At 41.5% G+C, this 19,392-nt stretch carries 15 protein-coding genes; 11 read left to right on the top strand and 4 right to left on the bottom strand.

Going from position 1 to position 19,392, the window contains the following annotated elements:
* Positions 1-13: 13 nt before the first annotated feature.
* The 4 genes from PNIG_RS07865 (at position 14) to gap (ending at position 4,893) form a co-directional block, all read left to right on the top strand.
* Positions 14-1,027 (top strand): LacI family DNA-binding transcriptional regulator, encoded by a 1,014-nt coding sequence (locus PNIG_RS07865; protein WP_011328046.1) that lies wholly within the window; start codon positions 14-16, stop codon positions 1,025-1,027.
* A 348-nt stretch (positions 1,028-1,375) separates the two neighbouring features.
* A complete protein-coding gene (gene edd / locus PNIG_RS07870; RefSeq protein ID WP_089368211.1) occupies positions 1,376-3,229 on the top strand; it encodes a phosphogluconate dehydratase in 1,854 nt (617 codons plus the stop codon).
* Between the two features lie 30 nt (positions 3,230-3,259).
* A complete protein-coding gene (eda, locus tag PNIG_RS07875) occupies positions 3,260-3,892 on the top strand; it encodes a bifunctional 4-hydroxy-2-oxoglutarate aldolase/2-dehydro-3-deoxy-phosphogluconate aldolase (RefSeq protein WP_089368212.1) in 633 nt (210 codons plus the stop codon).
* Entirely contained in the window at positions 3,889-4,893 is a 1,005-nt protein-coding gene (gene gap, locus PNIG_RS07880) for a type I glyceraldehyde-3-phosphate dehydrogenase (RefSeq protein WP_089368213.1), read from the top strand. The genes eda and gap overlap by 4 nt, the downstream gene beginning before the upstream one ends.
* Positions 4,894-4,981: 88 nt before the next feature.
* On the opposite strand, the gene PNIG_RS07885 is transcribed toward gap, so the two are convergent.
* The 4 genes from PNIG_RS07885 to PNIG_RS07900 form a co-directional block, all read right to left on the bottom strand.
* Entirely contained in the window at positions 4,982-6,268 is a 1,287-nt protein-coding gene (locus PNIG_RS07885; RefSeq protein WP_089368214.1) for a leucine-rich repeat-containing protein kinase family protein, read from the bottom strand.
* Between the two features lie 74 nt (positions 6,269-6,342).
* Complete coding sequence (locus PNIG_RS07890; protein WP_011328051.1) at positions 6,343-7,056, bottom strand: YebC/PmpR family DNA-binding transcriptional regulator; 714 nt, start codon at positions 7,054-7,056, stop codon at positions 6,343-6,345.
* A 209-nt stretch (positions 7,057-7,265) separates the two neighbouring features.
* Positions 7,266-9,347 carry a M13 family metallopeptidase gene (locus tag PNIG_RS07895; RefSeq protein ID WP_086995990.1) on the bottom strand — a complete coding sequence of 694 codons (2,082 nt, stop codon included), beginning with the start codon at positions 9,345-9,347 and terminating at the stop codon, positions 7,266-7,268.
* Between the two features lie 191 nt (positions 9,348-9,538).
* Positions 9,539-11,329 carry an ABCB family ABC transporter ATP-binding protein/permease gene (locus tag PNIG_RS07900; RefSeq protein ID WP_089368215.1) on the bottom strand — a complete coding sequence of 597 codons (1,791 nt, stop codon included), beginning with the start codon at positions 11,327-11,329 and terminating at the stop codon, positions 9,539-9,541.
* Positions 11,330-11,466: 137 nt separating this feature from the next.
* Here PNIG_RS07900 and PNIG_RS07905 point away from each other — a divergent pair, with 137 nt between their 5' ends.
* The 7 genes from PNIG_RS07905 to PNIG_RS07935 all read left to right on the top strand — a co-directional run bounded on the left by PNIG_RS07905 (position 11,467) and on the right by PNIG_RS07935 (position 19,382).
* Positions 11,467-12,033 (top strand): hypothetical protein, encoded by a 567-nt coding sequence (locus PNIG_RS07905; protein WP_089368216.1) that lies wholly within the window; start codon positions 11,467-11,469, stop codon positions 12,031-12,033.
* Between the two features lie 108 nt (positions 12,034-12,141).
* Positions 12,142-13,980: a protein translocase subunit SecD gene (secD, locus tag PNIG_RS07910; protein WP_089368217.1), complete on the top strand. Its 1,839-nt coding sequence runs from the start codon at positions 12,142-12,144 to the stop codon at positions 13,978-13,980.
* Positions 13,973-14,914: a protein translocase subunit SecF gene (secF, locus tag PNIG_RS07915; RefSeq protein ID WP_089368218.1), complete on the top strand. Its 942-nt coding sequence runs from the start codon at positions 13,973-13,975 to the stop codon at positions 14,912-14,914. The genes secD and secF overlap by 8 nt, the downstream gene beginning before the upstream one ends.
* A gap of 108 nt (positions 14,915-15,022) precedes the next feature.
* Positions 15,023-15,499, top strand: a complete 477-nt coding sequence (locus PNIG_RS07920) for a GreA/GreB family elongation factor (RefSeq protein WP_041454691.1) — start codon at positions 15,023-15,025, stop codon at positions 15,497-15,499.
* Between the two features lie 175 nt (positions 15,500-15,674).
* Positions 15,675-16,178 carry an REP-associated tyrosine transposase gene (locus tag PNIG_RS07925; RefSeq protein WP_089368219.1) on the top strand — a complete coding sequence of 168 codons (504 nt, stop codon included), beginning with the start codon at positions 15,675-15,677 and terminating at the stop codon, positions 16,176-16,178.
* 652 nt (positions 16,179-16,830) lie between these two features.
* Positions 16,831-18,225 (top strand): RimK family protein, encoded by a 1,395-nt coding sequence (locus PNIG_RS07930; RefSeq protein WP_086996005.1) that lies wholly within the window; start codon positions 16,831-16,833, stop codon positions 18,223-18,225.
* Positions 18,225-19,382 carry a GNAT family N-acetyltransferase/peptidase C39 family protein gene (locus PNIG_RS07935; protein ID WP_172459230.1) on the top strand — a complete coding sequence of 386 codons (1,158 nt, stop codon included), beginning with the start codon at positions 18,225-18,227 and terminating at the stop codon, positions 19,380-19,382. Before PNIG_RS07930 ends, PNIG_RS07935 begins: the two co-directional genes overlap by 1 nt.
* Positions 19,383-19,392: the final 10 nt, after the last annotated feature.

Genomic DNA, 19,392 nt, shown 5'->3' on the forward strand with positions numbered 1-19,392 from the left:
TGGAAGTAAATAGATGAAAAAAGTCACCATAAATAGTGTAGCGAGTTATGCGGGGGTTTCTAAAAAAACAGTCTCTCGGGTGTTAAATAACGAGCCAAATGTAAGTGCAGCTACCCGCGAAAAGGTACTTAAAGTATTTAAAGAGCTTGATTATACGCCTAATCCTATTGCCCGTGGTCTTGCTCAAAATCGCAGTTTTATTATTGGTTGTATTTACGATAATCCAAGTAAAAGTTATATTACCCGCGTGCAAACAGGCGCATTGGCTGCCTGCCAAGAAAACAATTACAATTTATTAATTCATCCTTGTGAGCTGCGCGGTGAAGCACTAATCAATAATATTGATCAGTTACTGCAGTCATCACGCTTAGATGGCATTGTATTAACGCCGCCTTTTTCGGACTTTGCTGAACTAGTTGATTTTTTAAAATCGAAAAAAATACCTTATGCACGCGTTGCCTCTGCAGTACTTGAAGATGATTCGATTTCGGTGCGCAGCAATGACGAGCAAGGGGCATTTGAAATAACCGAGCATTTAATTACACTGGGTCATAAATCAATTGCTTTTATTAAAGGTCATCCCGATCACAGTGCCACTGAACAGCGTTTTAAAGGTTACCGACGGGCGTTAGCAAGCCATGGCATTGAATTTGAAGAGCGTTTAGTAGAAGAGGGTAACTTTAGTTATCATTCAGGGGTAGACAGTGCCCGTAGTATTTTAGATTTATCGCCACGGCCAACCGCAGTATTTGCTTCAAACGATTACATGGCAGCCGCCGTACTTAAATTAGCAACTCAACGCAGTTTACGTGTGCCCGATGATATTTCAATTGCTGGCTTTGATAACGCCCCTATAGCACGCCATATTTGGCCTGGGTTAACTACCATAGCGCAGCCAGTTGAAGAAATGACCAAACAGGCGGTTACTCAGCTTATTGCTCATATTATTCAGCCACAAGAGGTTGCGTATCAGGTGACCCTAGAGGCGCGTTTAATTACTCGCGAGTCGACAGCGCAGGTTAAATAAACTCAACTTAAAACGAATATTTACAGTAGCCCGAATGTGCACAAAGCATATTCGGGCTTTTTGTTGGCTGTCGTTAAATACAACGATGCTATACAACATTATTAAATGTCTATTTATAAAAAATAGTTGGCTATGTTAAAAAAAGTGACTATTTTTATTAGACAGGGTTGACACCGGTGTCATGGTCGTGCGTTAATACAGTGACACCGGTGTCAGGGTGGTTGTGAGAGGCCCTCTGATAAGGTACCTTTGAACGGGTAAGCCAAAGATGCTCAGTGCAATTAATTACGTGGAGTCTTTAATTGCCACTGAGCCTTTATCCTCTAACGAATAGAGCTGAGTTTAATTATGTTGCATCCACGAATTCAAGAAGTCACCGAACGTATCATTACGCGCAGTAAAGCAACCCGCCAAGCTTATTTAGATCGCATTTCGCACGCAAAAAAACAAACAAGAGTTCGTGCTGGATTAGGCTGCGGTAATATTGCCCACGTTATGGCTGCGTGTAGCACCGATGACAAAGCGCGTTTAAAAGCCGATGAGCAACCAAACCTTGCAATTATCAACTCATATAACGATATGCTTTCGGCACATGTGCCTTATAAAGATTACCCAGATTTAATTAAAAGCATTGCTACTAAATACGACGCTACAGCTCAAGTGGCAGGCGGCGTACCAGCAATGTGTGATGGCGTTACGCAAGGGCGTGACGGCATGGAATTATCACTTTTTTCACGCGATGTAATTGCTATGTCTACGGCAATATCGTTATCGCACGATGTGTTTGATGGCGTTTTTTGTTTAGGCGTATGCGACAAAATAGTCCCAGGGTTATTAATTGGTGCACTGTCGTTTGGCCATTTACCGGTGTTCTTTTTACCGGCAGGACCAATGCAATCAGGTATTCCAAATAAAGAAAAAGCCCGTATTCGTCAAAAGTTTGCGCAAGGCTTAGTAAGCCGCGAAGACTTGCTAGAAGCCGAAAGCGCGTCTTACCACAGTGCTGGTACCTGTACTTTTTACGGTACTGCTAACTCAAATCAAATGTTAATGGAAATAATGGGCTTACACCTTCCTGGTAGCTCGTTTATTAACCCATACACAGAGCTTCGCGATGGTTTAACCGGTAATGCGGTAGAAACCATGCTTAAGCAATTAACCGACGATAAAGACAGCCCGTGTTTAGCGGATGTGATCAGCGAAAAAACCATAGTAAATGGTTTGGTTGGTTTGCTATCTACTGGTGGCTCTACTAACCACGCCATTCACATTGTGGCTATTGCCAAAGCGGCAGGTATTCAAATAACGTGGAAAGATATGTCTGATTTATCAGCTGAGGTTCCACTATTAACGCGTATTTACCCTAATGGCTCTGCTGATGTAAATCATTTTCAAGCAGCCGGCGGTATGGGCTTTTTAATACGTGAACTTGCCAGCGCAGGCTATTTACATACCGACGTTAAAACTATGTTAGGCGATGGCTTAGCACCTTACATGACCGAGCCTCGTCTTGATAAAGACAATAGCTTAATAATGAGTGATGCAACCGGCCCAAGTAAAGTTAAATGGGTATCTTGCCCTGATAACTCACACGATGAAGATGTACTTCGCCCAGTGAATAATCCGTTTAGTAAGCAAGGTGGTTTACAACTGCTTACGGGTAACTTAGGCAAAGCGGTTATTAAAGTATCGGCAGTAGCAATTGAACATCAAGTAGTTACCGCCCCAGCTAAAGTATTTAGCTCGCAAGGTGAGTTACAAGATGCTTATAGCCGCGGCGAATTAAACCAAGACTTTATTGCAGTGCTAAAAGAGCAAGGCCCTAAAGCTAAAGGTATGCCAGAGCTACATAAATTAACACCTGTAATGGCAACGCTACAAGATCAAGGCTTTAAAGTAGCTATTGTAACTGACGGTCGTATGTCGGGCGCATCGGGTAAAGTACCTGCGGCGATTCACTTAGCGCCAGAAGCAGTTGAAGGCGGCATAATTGCTAAAATTCATGAAGGTGATTTAGTTACTTTAGATGCACCAAGCGGCATATTAAAAGTACATGTTAGCGATGAAGAGCTTGCTAAACGTGAACTGCAATTAAGCCTACCAAGCTTAACCTTTGGCACAGGCCGAGAGTTATTTACCGGATTTAGAAATATCGTAAGCAGCGCCGATTTAGGTGCGAGTGCTTTCGGAATTGAAGAATAATCAGCCATTGTGGGTAATGAGGAACACGTAATGAGTATTGAAAAAATATTAGCATCGGCGCCAGTTGTGCCAGTAGTGGTAATCGAAAAATTAGAAGATGCAGCGCCACTTGCTAGAGCCTTATATAACGGTGGCTTAAAAGCGCTGGAAATTACTTTGCGCACGCCCATTGCGGCAGAAGCGGTAAAACTAATGAAAGCAGCCGTACCTGAGGCCTATGTAGGCACAGGCACGGTAGTTGATAAAGCTAGCTTTGATGCTTCGGTAGCTGCAGGCGCTGACTTTATGGTAAGCCCAGGGGTTAGTGACGAGCTACTTGAACTGATAAAATCCAGTGACATCCCGTTTTTACCAGGCGCTGCTACGCCAAGCGAAGTTATGAAACTAGCGTCGCACGGTTTTAAGTATTTAAAGTTTTTCCCGGCAGAAGCAGCAGGCGGAACCGCCATGCTTAAATCAATCGGTGGGCCATTACCCGATATTACTTTTTGCCCAACGGGCGGCATAACGCTCGCTACTGCACCTAACTACTTAGCACTAAATAATGTTATTTGTGTTGGTGGTACGTGGATGTTAGATAAACAACTAATTGAAAATAAAGACTGGCAAGCTATTGAAGCGCTTGCTCGACAAGCTTGTGAAGTAAATAGGAGTCAAAAATGATTAACATAGCAATTAATGGCTATGGCCGTATAGGTCGCAATGTATTGCGTGCACTTTACGAGTCGGCACAAAATAATGAGATTAAAATTGTTGCAATTAACGATTTAGCCCCAGCTAATGTTAATGCTCATCTTACGCAATTTGACTCAGTACATGGACAATTTTCTCATAAAGTAACGCTAGCCGATAACACTATGCTAATTGGCGACGATGTTATTACTTTAACGCAAGAGCGCGACCCAGCAAATTTACCGTGGAAAGCACTCGATGTTGATATTGTTTTAGAGTGTACCGGTTTGTTTACTACGCGCGAAGCAGCCGCTAAGCATATTACTGCTGGCGCTAAAAAAGTAATTGTTTCGGCGCCGGGCAAAGATATGGATGCAACCGTAGTGCACGGCGTTAACAGCGAAGTAATTAATGCACAAAGCCAAATTATTTCAAACGCTTCGTGTACTACTAACTGTTTAGCACCGATTGCTAAAGCAATTAACGACACGGTAGGCATTGATCAAGGCAGCATGACCACAATTCATGCATATACCAACGATCAAAACTTATCGGATGTATATCATCCTGATCTATACCGTGCACGCAGTGCAACGCAGTCGATGATCCCAACTAAAACCGGTGCAGCTGCAGCTGTTGGTTTAGTGCTACCAGAACTTGCAGGCAAGTTAGATGGTATGTCGGTACGTGTGCCTACAATTAACGTATCTTTGGTTGATTTTACGTTTATTGCTAAGCGCGATACCAGCATTGAAGAAATTAATGCAATTATGAAAGAAGCGTCAACGGGCTCAATGAAAGACATTTTACAATATAATGAGCTGCCACTTGTTTCTATTGATTTTAACCATAACCCAGCGTCTTGTGTGTTTGATTCAACGCAAACCAGAGCGAATGGTAAATTGGTTAAAGTAATGGCTTGGTACGATAACGAATGGGGTTTTTCAAACCGCATGTTAGATCAAGTTAAAGCGTTAGGTAAGTTTTTATAATTTTAGAGTTTAAGATTATATAAAGAACGTTAAAAACCACGCATTGCGTGGTTTTTTTGTGCCATTTATAAATTTACTACGCTTTACTTTATGACTGTGTAGTTAGCTGTGTGCTTAACTGCGAAAGTGTGGGGCGCTGTATAATATCAGTTGTCATGCATTGCTTAGCTAGTTGCGCAAGCTTAACTGCTATTGCATTATTGTCGCTGCAAACACTTAGTAAATCATCAATTAAACAACCTAGCGCGCGTACTTCAATTAATTGCATTTGCTGGCGCTGATACTCACTCAACATAGCTAAATTAGTTGCTGCACCAAAATCGCCAAATAACACATCTGCGTCTTGGTTTACCATAGTGTTATGCGCATACACATCGCCATGGCTTACTTTATTTGCATGCAAATGTTGTAGGGTACTGGCCATTTGTTGCACAATTTTATAAATAGCTTGGCTACTATAATTACAGCCATCTGCGAAGGTGTCGCGAGTACACGTTTGTAAACTTGGCGGTAATCCTAAATTGCTAAAGCTATTATCTATTAGCTCCATTACTAAACCAAGTTGGCTGCCTTGCTCTATATAGGCAAGTACCTTAATTAAATTGGCATGTTCATTTGCCTGCAAGCAGCAATTAACTTCATCAAGCGGATAACCATCGCTGGTAATTGCGCCTTTAAACAGCTTAATAGCTACCGCTTTATTTGCTGCTTTTGCAAGGTGAATAACCCCAGAGGCACCTTGGCCAATAACCTGCTGTAATGTGTAATCACTCAGTGGCTTATTCTCTAAACTACTTTTTGTTAGGCACTGGGCTTTATTAAAGGTGTTACCAGCAAAGGCCAGCCAAGTAAGCTTTGGTAACTCAAATAACCAGTTATCTAGGTGCGTTAAGTTATTGGCAGATAAGCGCACTAATTCTAAGTTTGTACACTGCTGCATACTGCTTGGCAAAGTGCGTAACCGGTTACCCGCTAAAGCAAGTTTGCGCAGCTGTTTAAGCTCGCCGAATGATGCGGGTAATTGCTCAATACGGTTGTCGGTTAATATTAACCACTGTGTTGTAAGCGGCAGGCTATGCTGGGCAAACTCACTAATTTGATTGCCTTTAAATGCGATCATAACAAGTGCTGGGCATTGTGCTAAAACAGCAGGAATATGCTTAAACTGATTAAACGATAAAAACACCCGTTTAAGGCGGGTTAAACTGGCAAACTCTGCGGGTAAATCACTCAGGTTATTATTAGATAGGTCGAGTACTTCTAGGGTGTCGGCAAGGGTAAAAATTTCTTTTGGGAAATCAGTGAGGTTTTCCACCAATTGTAAGTGGCGAGCACCGCTTAAAGCACCGCTGCGTAGTTGTTCAAGGGTATTCAAAATTAACTAATCCATTTTACAAAAACAAAAAGGCCAAACTAAGTTGGCCTTTGATCACGTTTTATTATTAACGCTTAAAACTCTGCGTTGTGGTAAACGTTTTGTACGTCGTCGCAATCTTCTAGCATAGCTAAAAAGCGCTCCATAACCTCAACATCTTCGCCTTCAATAGGCGCTGCTATTTGGGGTACAAACGAAATTAAATCTTCGTCAAATTCAGTAACGCCCATTTCTTCAAGTGCTGTGCGAGTATTGTTGTACTCAGTATGTGGTGCAAATACAGTTACCTTGCCGTTTTCAACTTCTACGTCGGTTACATCTACATCAGCCATCATTAGTGCTTCAAGTACTGTTTCGTCGTCATCACCGTCAAATACAAAAATTGCAAGGTGATCAAATAAATGCGAAACCGAGTTTTGTGCACCAATTTTAGCGTTAGCTTTAGTAAAGCAAACACGTACATCAGCAAAGGTACGTTTATTGTTGTCGGTTAAACAATCAACAATAATCATACAGTTACCCGGGCCGTAACCTTCGTAACGTGTGGCTACGTAGTCTTCACCGCCGCCGCCTTTTGCTTTGTCTATTGCGCGGTCAATAACATGCGCCGGTACTTGGTCTTTTTTAGCGCGCTCAATTAAACGACGTAGCGATAAGTTACCGTCTGGATCGGTACCGCCATTTTTAGCACAAATATAAATTTCTTTACCGTACTTAGAATAAACTTTAGTTTTAGCACCCGCAGTTTTAGCCATTGAATCTTTTTTGTTTTGGTAAGCTCTTCCCATCTGCGTTTCGCCTTTAAATATAAGTATTAAAATAATTTTCAGGGGCATAGTTTAAAGGTAAATGTGGGGTAGGGCTAGTAACTATTAAATAGATTAATGCAGATAAAAACAGGATGGGTTGAGTTTTATACTAAGGGCTATAAAAACACTGGGCAGAAAAAATATAACCCGCAATGGCGGGTTATATTTAATTGCAATTTAGCGCTCTATTACCAAATGCGTACGCGTTGATCCTCAGGAAGATACAGCTCATCGCCTGGTTTTACATCAAATGCTTTGTACCATGCGTCGTGGTTACGCGGGGCTTGTGCTCTAAAGCGACCCGGCGCATGCGTGCCACCGCGTAGCTGATTTAACATGCTTTGCTCGGTGCGTTTTTCTTTCCATACTTGTGCCCAAGCAAGAAAGAAACGCTGATCGCCAGTAACACCGTCAATAACCGGTGCTTCTTTACCGTTTAAGCTCAGTTTGTAGGCATGATAAGCCATGGCTAAACCACCCACATCACCAATATTTTCACCTAGGCTATTACGCCCGTTAACAAAGTTACCTTCAATTGGCTCATACTTATTGTACTGCGCTGCTAACTGGTCGGCTTTTGCGTCAAATGCGGCGCGATCGGCATCAGTCCACCAGTTACGTTGGATCCCATTTTCGTCTGATTTAGAACCTTGGTCGTCAAAACCATGGCCCATTTCGTGGCCAATTACTGCGCCAATGCCGCCGTAGTTTACTGCTGCGTCGGCATTTGGATCGAAAAATGGTGGTTGTAAAATTGCCGCTGGAAATACAATTTCGTTAAATGAACTGTTGTAGTAAGCGTTAACGCGCTGTGGTGTCATACCCCAACGGTTACGATCTGTTTTTTGCAGCTCTTTTGCAACGCTTTCGGCTTGAAAAAACTCACGCATGTTTTTTACGTTGCCGATTAAGTCGTTATTACTAATAGTTAAACCTTCGTACGACTGCCATACATCTGGGTAACCAATTTTTGGTACAAATGCAGCTAGTTTAGCGCGCGCATTTACTTTGGTTTCTGCGCCCATCCACTCTAGGTTATCAATACGCTCACCTAATGCGGTACGCAAGTTTTCGACCAGTTCAGACATTTGTTGTTTTGACGACTCAGGAAAATAACGTGCTACGTATATTTTACCAATAGCAAAACCAAGTGAATTGGTGCTCGACATTTCATCTATAGCACGCTTCCAACGTGGACGCGGCTCTTGCTGACCATTTAACTCTTTACCAAAAAATGCAAAATTAGTATTAAAAATATCTTCAGAGAGCAAGTTAGCGTTACCACTTATTGCGTGGTAGGTTAAATAATCTTTCCATACCGCTAAGTCTTCTTGATTGATTAATTCAATCATGGCTTTTATTGGCTCGGGTTGCGATACATTTAACTGCGGTACTTTGTAGCCTGTTTGAGCAAAATATGCATCCCAGTTAAAGTCAGGGTAGGCAGTGCTTAGTTCGTCGCGTTTAATTTGATTTAATGTAAGGTCGCGGTTACGGCGCTTTTCGCGTGGCCAATGGCCTTGTGCAATTTTGGTTTCTAGCTCTAAAATTGCCTGTGCGCGCTCATTGGCGTTATCTGCATCGGCAAATTTAAGCATGTCGGCAATATGAGCAACATAGGCGCTACGCGTATTAACAAAACGTTCTGAGTCTTCAAGATAGTATGAACGATCGGGTAAGCCTAAACCGCCAGCCCCTAACGACATTTCGTATTTATTAGGATCTAAGCGGTTAAACCACATGCCACCACCAAGCGGGGCTTTAACACCGGTTAACCAAGACTGACCAAACATTTTGGCTAAGTCGTCGGTTGATGATATTTCACTTATTTGCGTTAAAAGCGGCTTAATTGGTGTTATGCCTAGCTTATTAAGTGCTTTGGTGTCCATGTAGGCGTTGTAAAAGTCGGCTACTAGTTTTTCATCGGCATTTAAGTCTTTACGCGCGGCAATTTCTTCAATAATTACTTTAACGCGGTCTTCGCTGCGCTCGGCCAATGCCGAAAATGCACCATAGCGGGTTTTATCAGCAGGCATGCTGTAATTGTCATACCAAGTGCCACTGGCGTACATAAAAAAATCGTCGCCTGGTTTAACCGCTTCGTTACGTGCAGCTAAATCAACACCAAAACTACCCAACTCTGCTTTTTCTGTTGTTGCGGCTATTGGTGCAGTAGGTGCTGGTTGTACTTGCGTTTTTGATGTTTGTGGCTCTGAACAGCCGGTAATAAATGTGGCAGCTAATGCAGCTGCAATTAAACTCTTTTTCATTGTGTTCCCCTGAGCTTTCACTCTGTTTAATTAATATTTTTTATTATTGTAAATATTATCTTAACCTAGGTTCAGGTTATTTTAGTAATTGTTATTTATAAGAGGCTGCTAAACAAACCTTTTGAGGTGAATCACCCTAGAGGTCGATAAAATAGCAAATAAAGCCTTTATACGAGCAATATTAATGGTATTTATGTGTTTTTTGCTTGTTCTTGCTGCAATTGCCACATTTGCGCATATTGGCCGTTAAGGGCTAGTAACTCAGAATGTGTGCCTTGCTCAAGAAGCTCGCCTTTATGCAATACTAAAATATTATCGGCATCTATTATGGTTGATAAGCGATGGGCAATCACTATGCTGGTATGGTTTTGTGTGACAGCGCGCATAGCCGTTAAAATAGCTTGCTCGGCATGGGAGTCGAGGGCTGAGGTGGCTTCGTCAAAAATTAAAATAGGCGATTTTTTTAAGATTGCGCGGGCAATGGCTATGCGTTGTTTTTCGCCGCCCGACACTTTTAAACCGCGCTCGCCTACTAAGGTTTTATCGCCTTTATCAAGGCTGTTTATAAACGCTGTTAAATGCGCCATAGCAATGGCTTGATCTATTTCGGCCTCGCTGGCTGTTGGCCTGCCATAAGCAATGTTTTCGCGTATTGAAGTATTAAATAGCACGGTATCTTGCGGCACTATGGCTATAGCTTGGCGTAAACTGTGCAAAGTTACGGTGTTTATAGGTTGCTTATCTATAGTGATACTACCTGATGACACTTCATAAAAACGATACAAGAGCCTAGCTAATGAGCTTTTTCCTGCGCCACTTGCACCGACTATTGCTACCTTAGTGCCGGGTTTTACGCTAAAACTTACATTGTTAAGAATAGGGCGGTTAGCATCGTAACTAAAGCTTACATTGTTAAAGCTAACCTCACCTTTAGTGAGTGTTAGTAGTTGTGATGCAGGAGTGTCGGCAATGTGTGGTTTTTTGTTGAGCAGCCCAAGCATGTTTTCAAGGTCGGTAAGGGCGCGTCTTATTTCGCGATATACAAAGCCTAAAAAGTTAAGCGGTAAAAACAGTTGGATCATATACGCGTTTATCATTACGAGTTCACCAATGCTAAGTGTACCGGTTACTACTTCGCTTGAGCCTAACCACATAAGTGCGGTAATGGCGCTGGCTATAATTAACGCTTGCCCAGAGTTTAGTGCCAATAACGACATGCGGTTTTTTAATCGGGCTTTTTCCCAGCGCGCTAAAAAGGTGTCGTAGGTGCTGGCTTCAAACTCTTCATTGTTAAAGTATTTTACTGTTTCGTAGTTTAGTAAGCTGTCGATAGCGCGGGTATTACTTAAGTTGTCGGCGGTGTTAGCTTCGCGAATAAAGCGATTGCGCCACTGGGTTACGGTTACTGTAAAGGTAATATATATGGCAACTGCAAGTAGGGTTATAAGCGCAAACCAGATAGAAAACAAAGTGCCAAAAATTAATGCAACGGTAAGAATTTCAAATAGAGTAGGCACAATGTTAAACATTAAAAATCGCATTAAAAAGCTCAAACCGCTGGTGCCACGCTCTATATCGCGACTTATGCCACCGGTTTGTCGATCTAAATGAAAAGCCAGTTCAAGCGAATGCAAATGCTTAAACACCTTTAGGCCTATGTCGCGCATGGCGTGTTCGGTAACTCGCGAAAAAACCGCATCGCGTATTTCACCTAAAAATACGCTGGCAAAGCGCAGTGCACCGTACATAATAAGCAGTAGGGTAGGAATAAAAAGCACTGGGTGAATAGATTTATCAACGCTATCAATAATTTCTTTTAGTGCCCACGGCATAAGTAAAGTAGCACCTTTAGCGCCTACCAGTGCCATAGCTGCAATAAAAACTCGCCCTTTAAATTGTGTGATATAAGGCCAAAGTGTTTTTATACTTTGGCGCAGGTTCATTGCGTCGGGGCGTTTTACTGAGCTTTGTTTAGAGCGCATGAATGATCTCGGTTTTTATAATGGGTATAAATTGCTGTGGATTTAATTTTTCATCAAGCTAAATACTTAATTAGACTATTGTATTTTAAATAGCTGCCCTTATATACTAGTAATCCTTAATTAAAGTTTGAAAATTGATGTTTAAATTTCGTTTGTTTTTAACTGCATTTTTGCTTATTACTGCACTTTTTAGTGCATGTAGCGAAGCCGCGCCAGTTAAACATGGTTTAAACACTGCAAATTCTACTTTAATATCTGCTGCTTTTTCAGCAGCTCCTTTCTCACTAGATGCTACTTCATTAGATACTACTTCATTAGATACTACTTCATTAGATGCTACTTCATTAGGTGCTACTTCATTAGGTAATGTTTCATTAGATATAAGTCACCCCTCCATATTAGTTAAAGTATTGCATGCTAAACAACAAACTAAGCCTAATAAAACAGCGTTTGATGCACTGCAACCTAGGCTAACTGCCAGTAATTCATCGTTGTTTTTATTTAGTGCGCAAACAGAGCCTGAATACGACGTTATTTATGAATTTTTTATTCATACGCTAGCAAGGCAGTTTTATTTACAACCTAAAGCTATAAGCACGGCACTACCTTGGTATACAGTTGTTTCTAATAGTAAAAAGTCTCGTATTAGTGGCTGGAAAGAAGCTAACTTACTTTACAGCGCTACCAACACCCATCACGCTTAATTTCCTTATTTAATAATTAATAGGTTTTAACTTTTAAAGTTTTAGCTTGCAGATTAATTGTGCTTTTTTAAGCGCTTATCAGCTAGTTGCTGATAGTAAGGAATAACAATGTTGAGTTTTAAAAATAATAAAAAGCCGTTTATGGCTAAATTTAAATTAAGCACCTTTGCTATGCTGGTGGTATTACTGCTACTGGCAATGAGTGCGTTACCTAATTTATATCCAAACCAGTCATGGTTGTATATTAGTGCAGCCCCACACAGCAAAATGCAAACACCCCCGAGCACTAATACCTTAGTTACATTTTTAAATGAGCAAGGCTTAAATGCGGCGCAAGCGTATGAGTCGCAAGCAACAATAAATGTGCTACTTAACGAGCCAACAAAAAGTGCCCAGGCACAAGCGGCTATAAAAGCGCAATATGCAAATACTCAGACCAAAATTGTTGAGCGCGCTACCAGTCCAAGCTGGCTACAAAGCTTTGGACTTTCGCCAATAAAGTTAGGTCTAGATTTAAACGGTGGGGTGCTATTTGTACTCGATGTAGATTTAGACAAAGCAATTGATGAGCAATTAGTGAGTGCGTATCAGCAAGCTAAATCAATCATAATTAAGCAAAAGGCACATGGAGTAAAAGCGCTGCAAACTCAAACTGGGTTTGTAATAAATGCTCTACCTAATGCTGGTGATAAATTAACCCCTGTTATTAAAGAGCTGCAAAGCCGCTTTGCTAACTTAGCAGTAGTAACAAATAATAATGGCACAGTTAAAACGGCGCAATTTAGTTACTCAGAGCAAGGGCGAAGCGCGTTTAACAAAGAAGTTATGAGCCAAACCCTCACAACTCTACGTTCGCGTATTGAAGAGCTGGGCATAACCGAAGCGGTAACACAACGCCAAGGTAAGCAGCGCATTCGTATTGAACTACCTGGAGTGCAAGATCCTACCGAGGCGAAACGCATTATTGGCGCAACGGCATCCCTGGGGTTTTATCAATTAAAAGCTGTGGGTGGGCAAACCTTTAATTTACAGACGGGCGGTACTATAAAACTCGACCCTGTGCCAATTTTTACCGGTGAGCATATTAATAACGCTCATGCTGGGCGCGACGATTGGAGCAAACCGCTAGTGCAGTTAAGCCTTGATAGCCAAGGCGGCGATGCTATGTCGGCATTTTCTAAAGCTAATATAGGTAAACCTATGGCGACGGTTTACTCAGAGTATTCGCAAAATGCTAAAGGAGAGGTAGTTAAAAAGAGTGAGGTTATTAATGTAGCCAATATTGCTCAGCACTTAAGTTCGCGTTTTAGCATAACCAATATGCAAAGCCCACAAGCCGCGGCCGACTTAGCGCTATTGTTACGTGCAGGCTCGTTAAGTGCGCCGGTTACTATAGTGCACGAACAAACCATAGGGCCAAGCTTAGGCAGCGAAAATATAAGTAACGGCTTAGCCGCCCTAATGTTAGGTATGGGTATTACTTTGGCATTTATGGCTATGTGGTACAGACGTTTAGGGTTAATTGCCAACGTAGCACTTATTTTAAATTTAACCTCTTTAGTGGGTTTAATGTCGTTATTGCCTGGGGTAGTGCTTACGCTTCCCGGCATTGCCGGATTGGTGCTAACCATAGGTATGGCAGTAGATACCAACGTCATTATATTCGAACGTATAAAAGAAGAGCGCCGTAAAGGCCGCGCGCCTTATCAAGCTATTGAGCAAGGGTATAAGCAAGCATTTAGCACTATTTTTGATGCCAATATTACCACTATGATCACTGCACTTATTTTATACGGTATAGGTTATGGGCCAGTGAAAGGCTTTGCAATTACTTTGGCGCTGGGTTTAGTAACCAGTATGTTTACAGGCGTGTATGTATCGAAAGTGTTGAGCCAAAGTTTGTATTTAAAATTGGGTAAAAAAAGCGGAGTAAGTACAGATGCTTAATTATTTTTTAAAAGGCGAAACCGGCACACGCATGCGTTTTATGGGCTTGGTTTTAAGTACAGTATTAGTATTGCTATCGGTAGTAACCTTAGCGCAAAAAGGGCTTAACTTTGGCCTAGATTTTACCGGTGGTTACTTAACAGAATTTACGACTAGCCAAAGTATTGAGCTAAAGCAGCTTAAAACTTTTATAGCTAAAAACCACAACGGTGAGTTTGAACTAACAGCGCAAGGGAATAACCACTTTCAATTAAGAGAAGCGCCAGCTATTAATCAATCTGCGAGTAATAGTAGCAACGATTGGCAAAGTGCGGTAACACAAAGCACCGACATAAATGCCACGGTATTGTCATCGGCCTATATTGGCTCGCAAGTGGGCGATGAGCTATTTGAACAAGGCTGTTTGGCACTTCTAGCAGCTATGGTTGCAGTAATGCTGTATTTAGCGATAAGGTTTGAATGGCGTTTAGCCCTTGGCTCGGTAGTTGCTTTAACACACGACTTAATATTGGTGCTGGGTTTGTTTTCGCTATTACAGCTTGAATTTAACTTAACCGTATTAGCCAGTTTATTAGCAATTATAGGCTACTCACTTAATGACTCTATAATTGTTGGCGACAGGGTGCGTGAGCTATTAAGAGTTAAATTAAATGCCAGTATGAGCGTATCCAGCATTATAAATAGTGCGATTAAAAGCACCCTAACGCGTACCTTAATTACCTCAGGTACCACTTTAGCCACAGTAGCAAGTGTGTGGCTATTAGCTGGAACACCGCTGCAAGGCTTTGCTATTGCGTTATTTAGTGGCATTGTTGTGGGTACGTTTTCATCTGTTTGTATTGCCGCCACCTTGCCCGAGCTAATGGGGTTAAGTGCTAAAAACTACGAAGTGAAAATAGATAGCCAAAGCCAAGCGCTCATGGATATGCCATAAAGGCTCAAAGCATACAAATAAACAAAGCTTAGGGGCCAAACTATTGTGTTTAGCCCCCGTAGCAATGTTAAACTGCTCGCAATATTTTACTGTATGTGTGTAAACCCCATGAACAAAGCCCACGTTATTGAACACCTTAAGTTTGCCCTAGAGGCGCAGCTTACCACCGCAAAAGTGGCCGCTAAAACAGCGCACGACACCGCCACGCACGAAGAAAACATAGCAGAAAACAAATACGATACCCTAGGGTTAGAGGCCGCCTATTTAGCCCAAGGCCAAGCGCAGCGCGTAAACGATTGCTATAAAAGCATGGAGTTATTTAAGCCCATATTTAATCAGCCAGCCAGTAGTAAAATAGCCATTGGCTCGCTAGTGTGCCTAGAGGATACAAATGAGCAGCAAAAATGGTTTTATTTAGGCCCAAGCGCAGGTGGGTTAACCGTAGAGGTTAAAGGCTTAACGATTGCCGTTGTAACCCCCGGCGCACCACTAGGTAAGCTGTTATTAAATAAACAAATTGATGATGGCATTAGTTTAACCATTGCCGATGTAAAGCACGATTATGACATTGTAGAAATTTTATAAAATATTGGTTGTAAGCAAAGCCCATTTTTAAGCACCACAAAACGTATTTATTCCCCCTCATTTTATTGTCGGATGGCATGGCTTCGCCATTTATCCGACCTACGTCAATGTTGTATATATCCTAAATTTACGCTTTATTTATTTGATGCGCTTTAAATAATATAGTGAGAATAAAATGCAATATCGTAGGAATTATGTAAAAGGAGGGTCATATTTTTTTACTGTTAATTTGCTCGATCGTAATAAGTCGTTATTAGTTGAACATATTGATTTATTACGCGAGGCTATTCGCTTTGTTAAATTACGAAGACCATTTTACATTGACGCATGGGTTGTGCTACCCGATCACCTTCATGCAGTTTTAACTTTGCCAGATAACGATAGTGATTACTCTGGGCGTTGGCGTGAAATTAAAAAGCGATTTTCAAAATCACTCCCAAAAACAGAATTTTTAACTCAAACAAGAAAACGTAAAAATGAGCGGGGAGTTTGGCAACGCCGCTTTTGGGAGCATACAATTAGGGATGATAATGATTATTGGCATCATGTTAACTACGTGCATTTTAACCCTATGAAACATGGCTTAGTTAGTAGGGTTGCTGATTGGCCTTATTCAAGTTTTCACAGAGCAGTTAAGCAAGGTGTTTACACGAATAATTGGTGTGGTGAAAAACCATAAATTATGTGTCGGATGGCGTGGCTTCGCCATCTATCCGACCTACAGCAATGTTTTATTGTGTAATTTCATACATATGGAATATTTAAACGTAGGTCGGATAAGCGAAGCGCCATCCGACAATCAAGCCGCATCACAATAATATTTTATCACCCGAAAGAGCCAAGGCAAGGTTATAAACACTTACCGTTCCCATAAATTATGTGTCGGATGGCGTGGCTTCGCCATTTATCCGACCTACAGCAATGTTTTATTGTGTAACTTCATACATATGGAATATTTAAACGTAGGTCGGATAAGCGAAGCGCCATCCGACAATCAAGCCGCATCACAATAATATATTATCACCCGAAAGAGCCAAGCCAAGGTTATAAACACTTACCGTTCCCATAAATTATGTGTCGGATGGCGTGGCTTCGCCACTTATTCGACCTACATCAATAATTTTCATCTTCACGCTAAAAATATCTCGTTTGTTAGTTTATCAAAAAGGCCTTATAAAGCAGATGTGGTTTAGGATTACCTAAACTAAAGCACCCATCTTATTAAGTGACACGCGCAATGCACCACTTAGTACGATGGGTGTTTCTATTTTTAATGCTTAATTATAAAAAATTAAGCATGCTTTTATAATTAGACTTAACTAGGAAAAGTCGTGTTTAAAACCTTAATTGTGGTTGATAACAACGAGCAAACTCTTGCTCAATCATTCGAAAATGTTATTACGTTTAATACTTACCTACGTGACTATCCAAAACGTGATGAACCTAAAACTCGCATTATTAACTTATGTGACTCAAGCCAATACTTGAGCAAAGGTTACTATTGCTCGCTACTCGCTGAAGCGCGTAAGCACCAAGTATTACCAAGTGTAAAAACAATAAATGCGTTACGTAGCGGCCAAGCACCTATGCACAATGTTGGCCAAATAGATGGCGCTCTATACTTTGGTAATGCCACTAACGATGAGCAAACAAAAGCGGCTAAATCGGTATTTAAACAATACCCGGCGCCTATTTTATTTGTTGATAACCAAGGCTTATTACAACAAGGGTCGTTATCGTCATTAGATGAGCAACAGTACAGCGATTTTGTAGCTAAGTTGAATAACTTTACCCAAACGCAATGGCGTATTACTGCGGAGCGACGTCGTTTTCGCTGGGACATGGCAATACTTGTTGATCACAATGAAAAGGTGCCACCAAGCGATAAAGACGCAATAGCAAAGTTTATTAAAGCAGCGGCTAAACATGGTATTAATGCCCAAGCATTAAGCTTTGACGAAATAGACAATATAGCCCAGTTTGATGCGTTATTTATTCGTCAAACTACAGCAATTGACCACCCAACATATCGCCTTGCTAGCAAGGCACAAAGCTTAGGTTTAGTGGTTATTGACGATGCGGAGTCTATTTTACGTTGTTGTAATAAAGTGTATTTACACGATGCGTTTAACTATCAAAAAGTACCTAGTTTAAAAACAGTGGTTGTGGCTGATCAGTCAAGCGAGACTCTTGAGCAGTTAGAAGCGGCGTTTACCTACCCGTTAGTATTGAAAATGCCAGAAGGCTCGTTTTCAAAAGGGGTATATAAAGTAACGAACCGTGCTGAGCTGGAAGCTAAGTTAACTGAGCTATTTGAATTTAGTGCTTTAGTGCTTGCACAAGAATACATGTACACCGAATACGATTGGCGAGTAGGGGTACTAAATGGCCGTGCAATTTACGCGTGTCGTTACTTAATGGCGCGTAACCATTGGCAAATTTATAACCACGATGCAAAGCGGTTTTTTTCGGGTGGCTTTGAAACATTGCCTACTTTTGAATTACCAAAAGCGGTATTAGATGCAGCATTAAAAGCGTGTAAAACAGTGGGTAAGGGTTTATATGGCGTTGATGTAAAAGAACATCAAGGGCGTGCTTATGTACTTGAAGTAAACGATAACCCAAGTATTGATCATAAAGTAGAAGACGGCTATTTAGGCGATGAGCTTTATATGATCATTATGGATGAGTTTAAACAACGCCTTGAAGCGAGGGGGCGTGGTTAATGGCAAAAGCCATGGTTGAGAGTGTGGTTAATGAACAGACTGAGCAAGTGGTTATTCGCCAAGCGCTTATCAGTGATTTAACCGCGCTTACAGCACTTGAAAATGCTTGCTTTAGTAACGACAAGCTTAGCCCGCGCAGTTTAAAGCGCTGGCTAAGTGCTAAGCACGGTATTTTATTAGTTGCCGAGCAAAATAATGCGTTATGCGGTTATGGGCTAATTTGGTGCCATAAAGGCACTCGTCTAGCGCGTCTTTATTCGCTTGCTGTATTACCTACCATGCAAGGCAAAGGCATTGCAAAAATGCTACTTATTGCACTTGAAAAAGCCACCGCAGAGCGTGGGCGAATTTATCTGCGTTTAGAAGTGGCTGTAAATAACGACAGCGCAATTGGTTTGTATAAAAGCTTAGGTTATCGGGTGTTTGGTCAATATAGCGATTATTACGACGATCACAGCGATGCGCTACGCATGCAAAAAAACATTCGTAAAACCAGTGAGCTTAAGTTAGCACGGTTAACTCCGTGGTATCAGCAAACTACTGAGTTTACCTGTGGTCCTGCGGCGTTGTTAATGGCTATGGGGAGCTTAGATGCTAGCACTGAACTGACTCAATCGCATGAGTTGTCGTTATGGCGAGAAGGCACTACTATTTTTATGACCTCTGGGCATGGCGGCTGCCATCCGTTTGGTTTAGCACTGGCGGCACATAAACGTGGTTTTAACAGCGAGGTAATTGTTAATACCCTAGAGCCGTTGTTTTTAGATGGCGTGCGCAGTGAAAATAAAAAAGTAGTATTAGCAACGGTACATCAGCAGTTTGTAGATGGCATAACCGCTGCCAAAATACCGCTTAGTAATAAAGATGTTGAGCTTGAAGACATTGAGCGTTGGCTGAAGCAAAATTTTAGCGTGTTGCTATTAATAAGCACTTATCGGTTTGATGGTAAAAAATCGCCGCATTGGGTGTGCGTTACGCATTTAGATGAGCACTGTGTGTATGTTCATGATCCGTTTTGTGAGCCAGGAAGTGATAGTCAATTGGCTATAGATTGCCAATATGTGCCTATTGCCCGCAGCGACTTTAGTAAAATGTCGGCGTTTGGTAGCCAACGCTTAAGAACAGCTGTGGCTATTGCTAAATCAAAAGATTGTTAAAATAAAATTA

The sequence above is a fragment of the Pseudoalteromonas nigrifaciens genome, from assembly GCF_002221505.1.
Taxonomy (GTDB): Bacteria; Pseudomonadota; Gammaproteobacteria; order Enterobacterales; family Alteromonadaceae; genus Pseudoalteromonas; species Pseudoalteromonas nigrifaciens.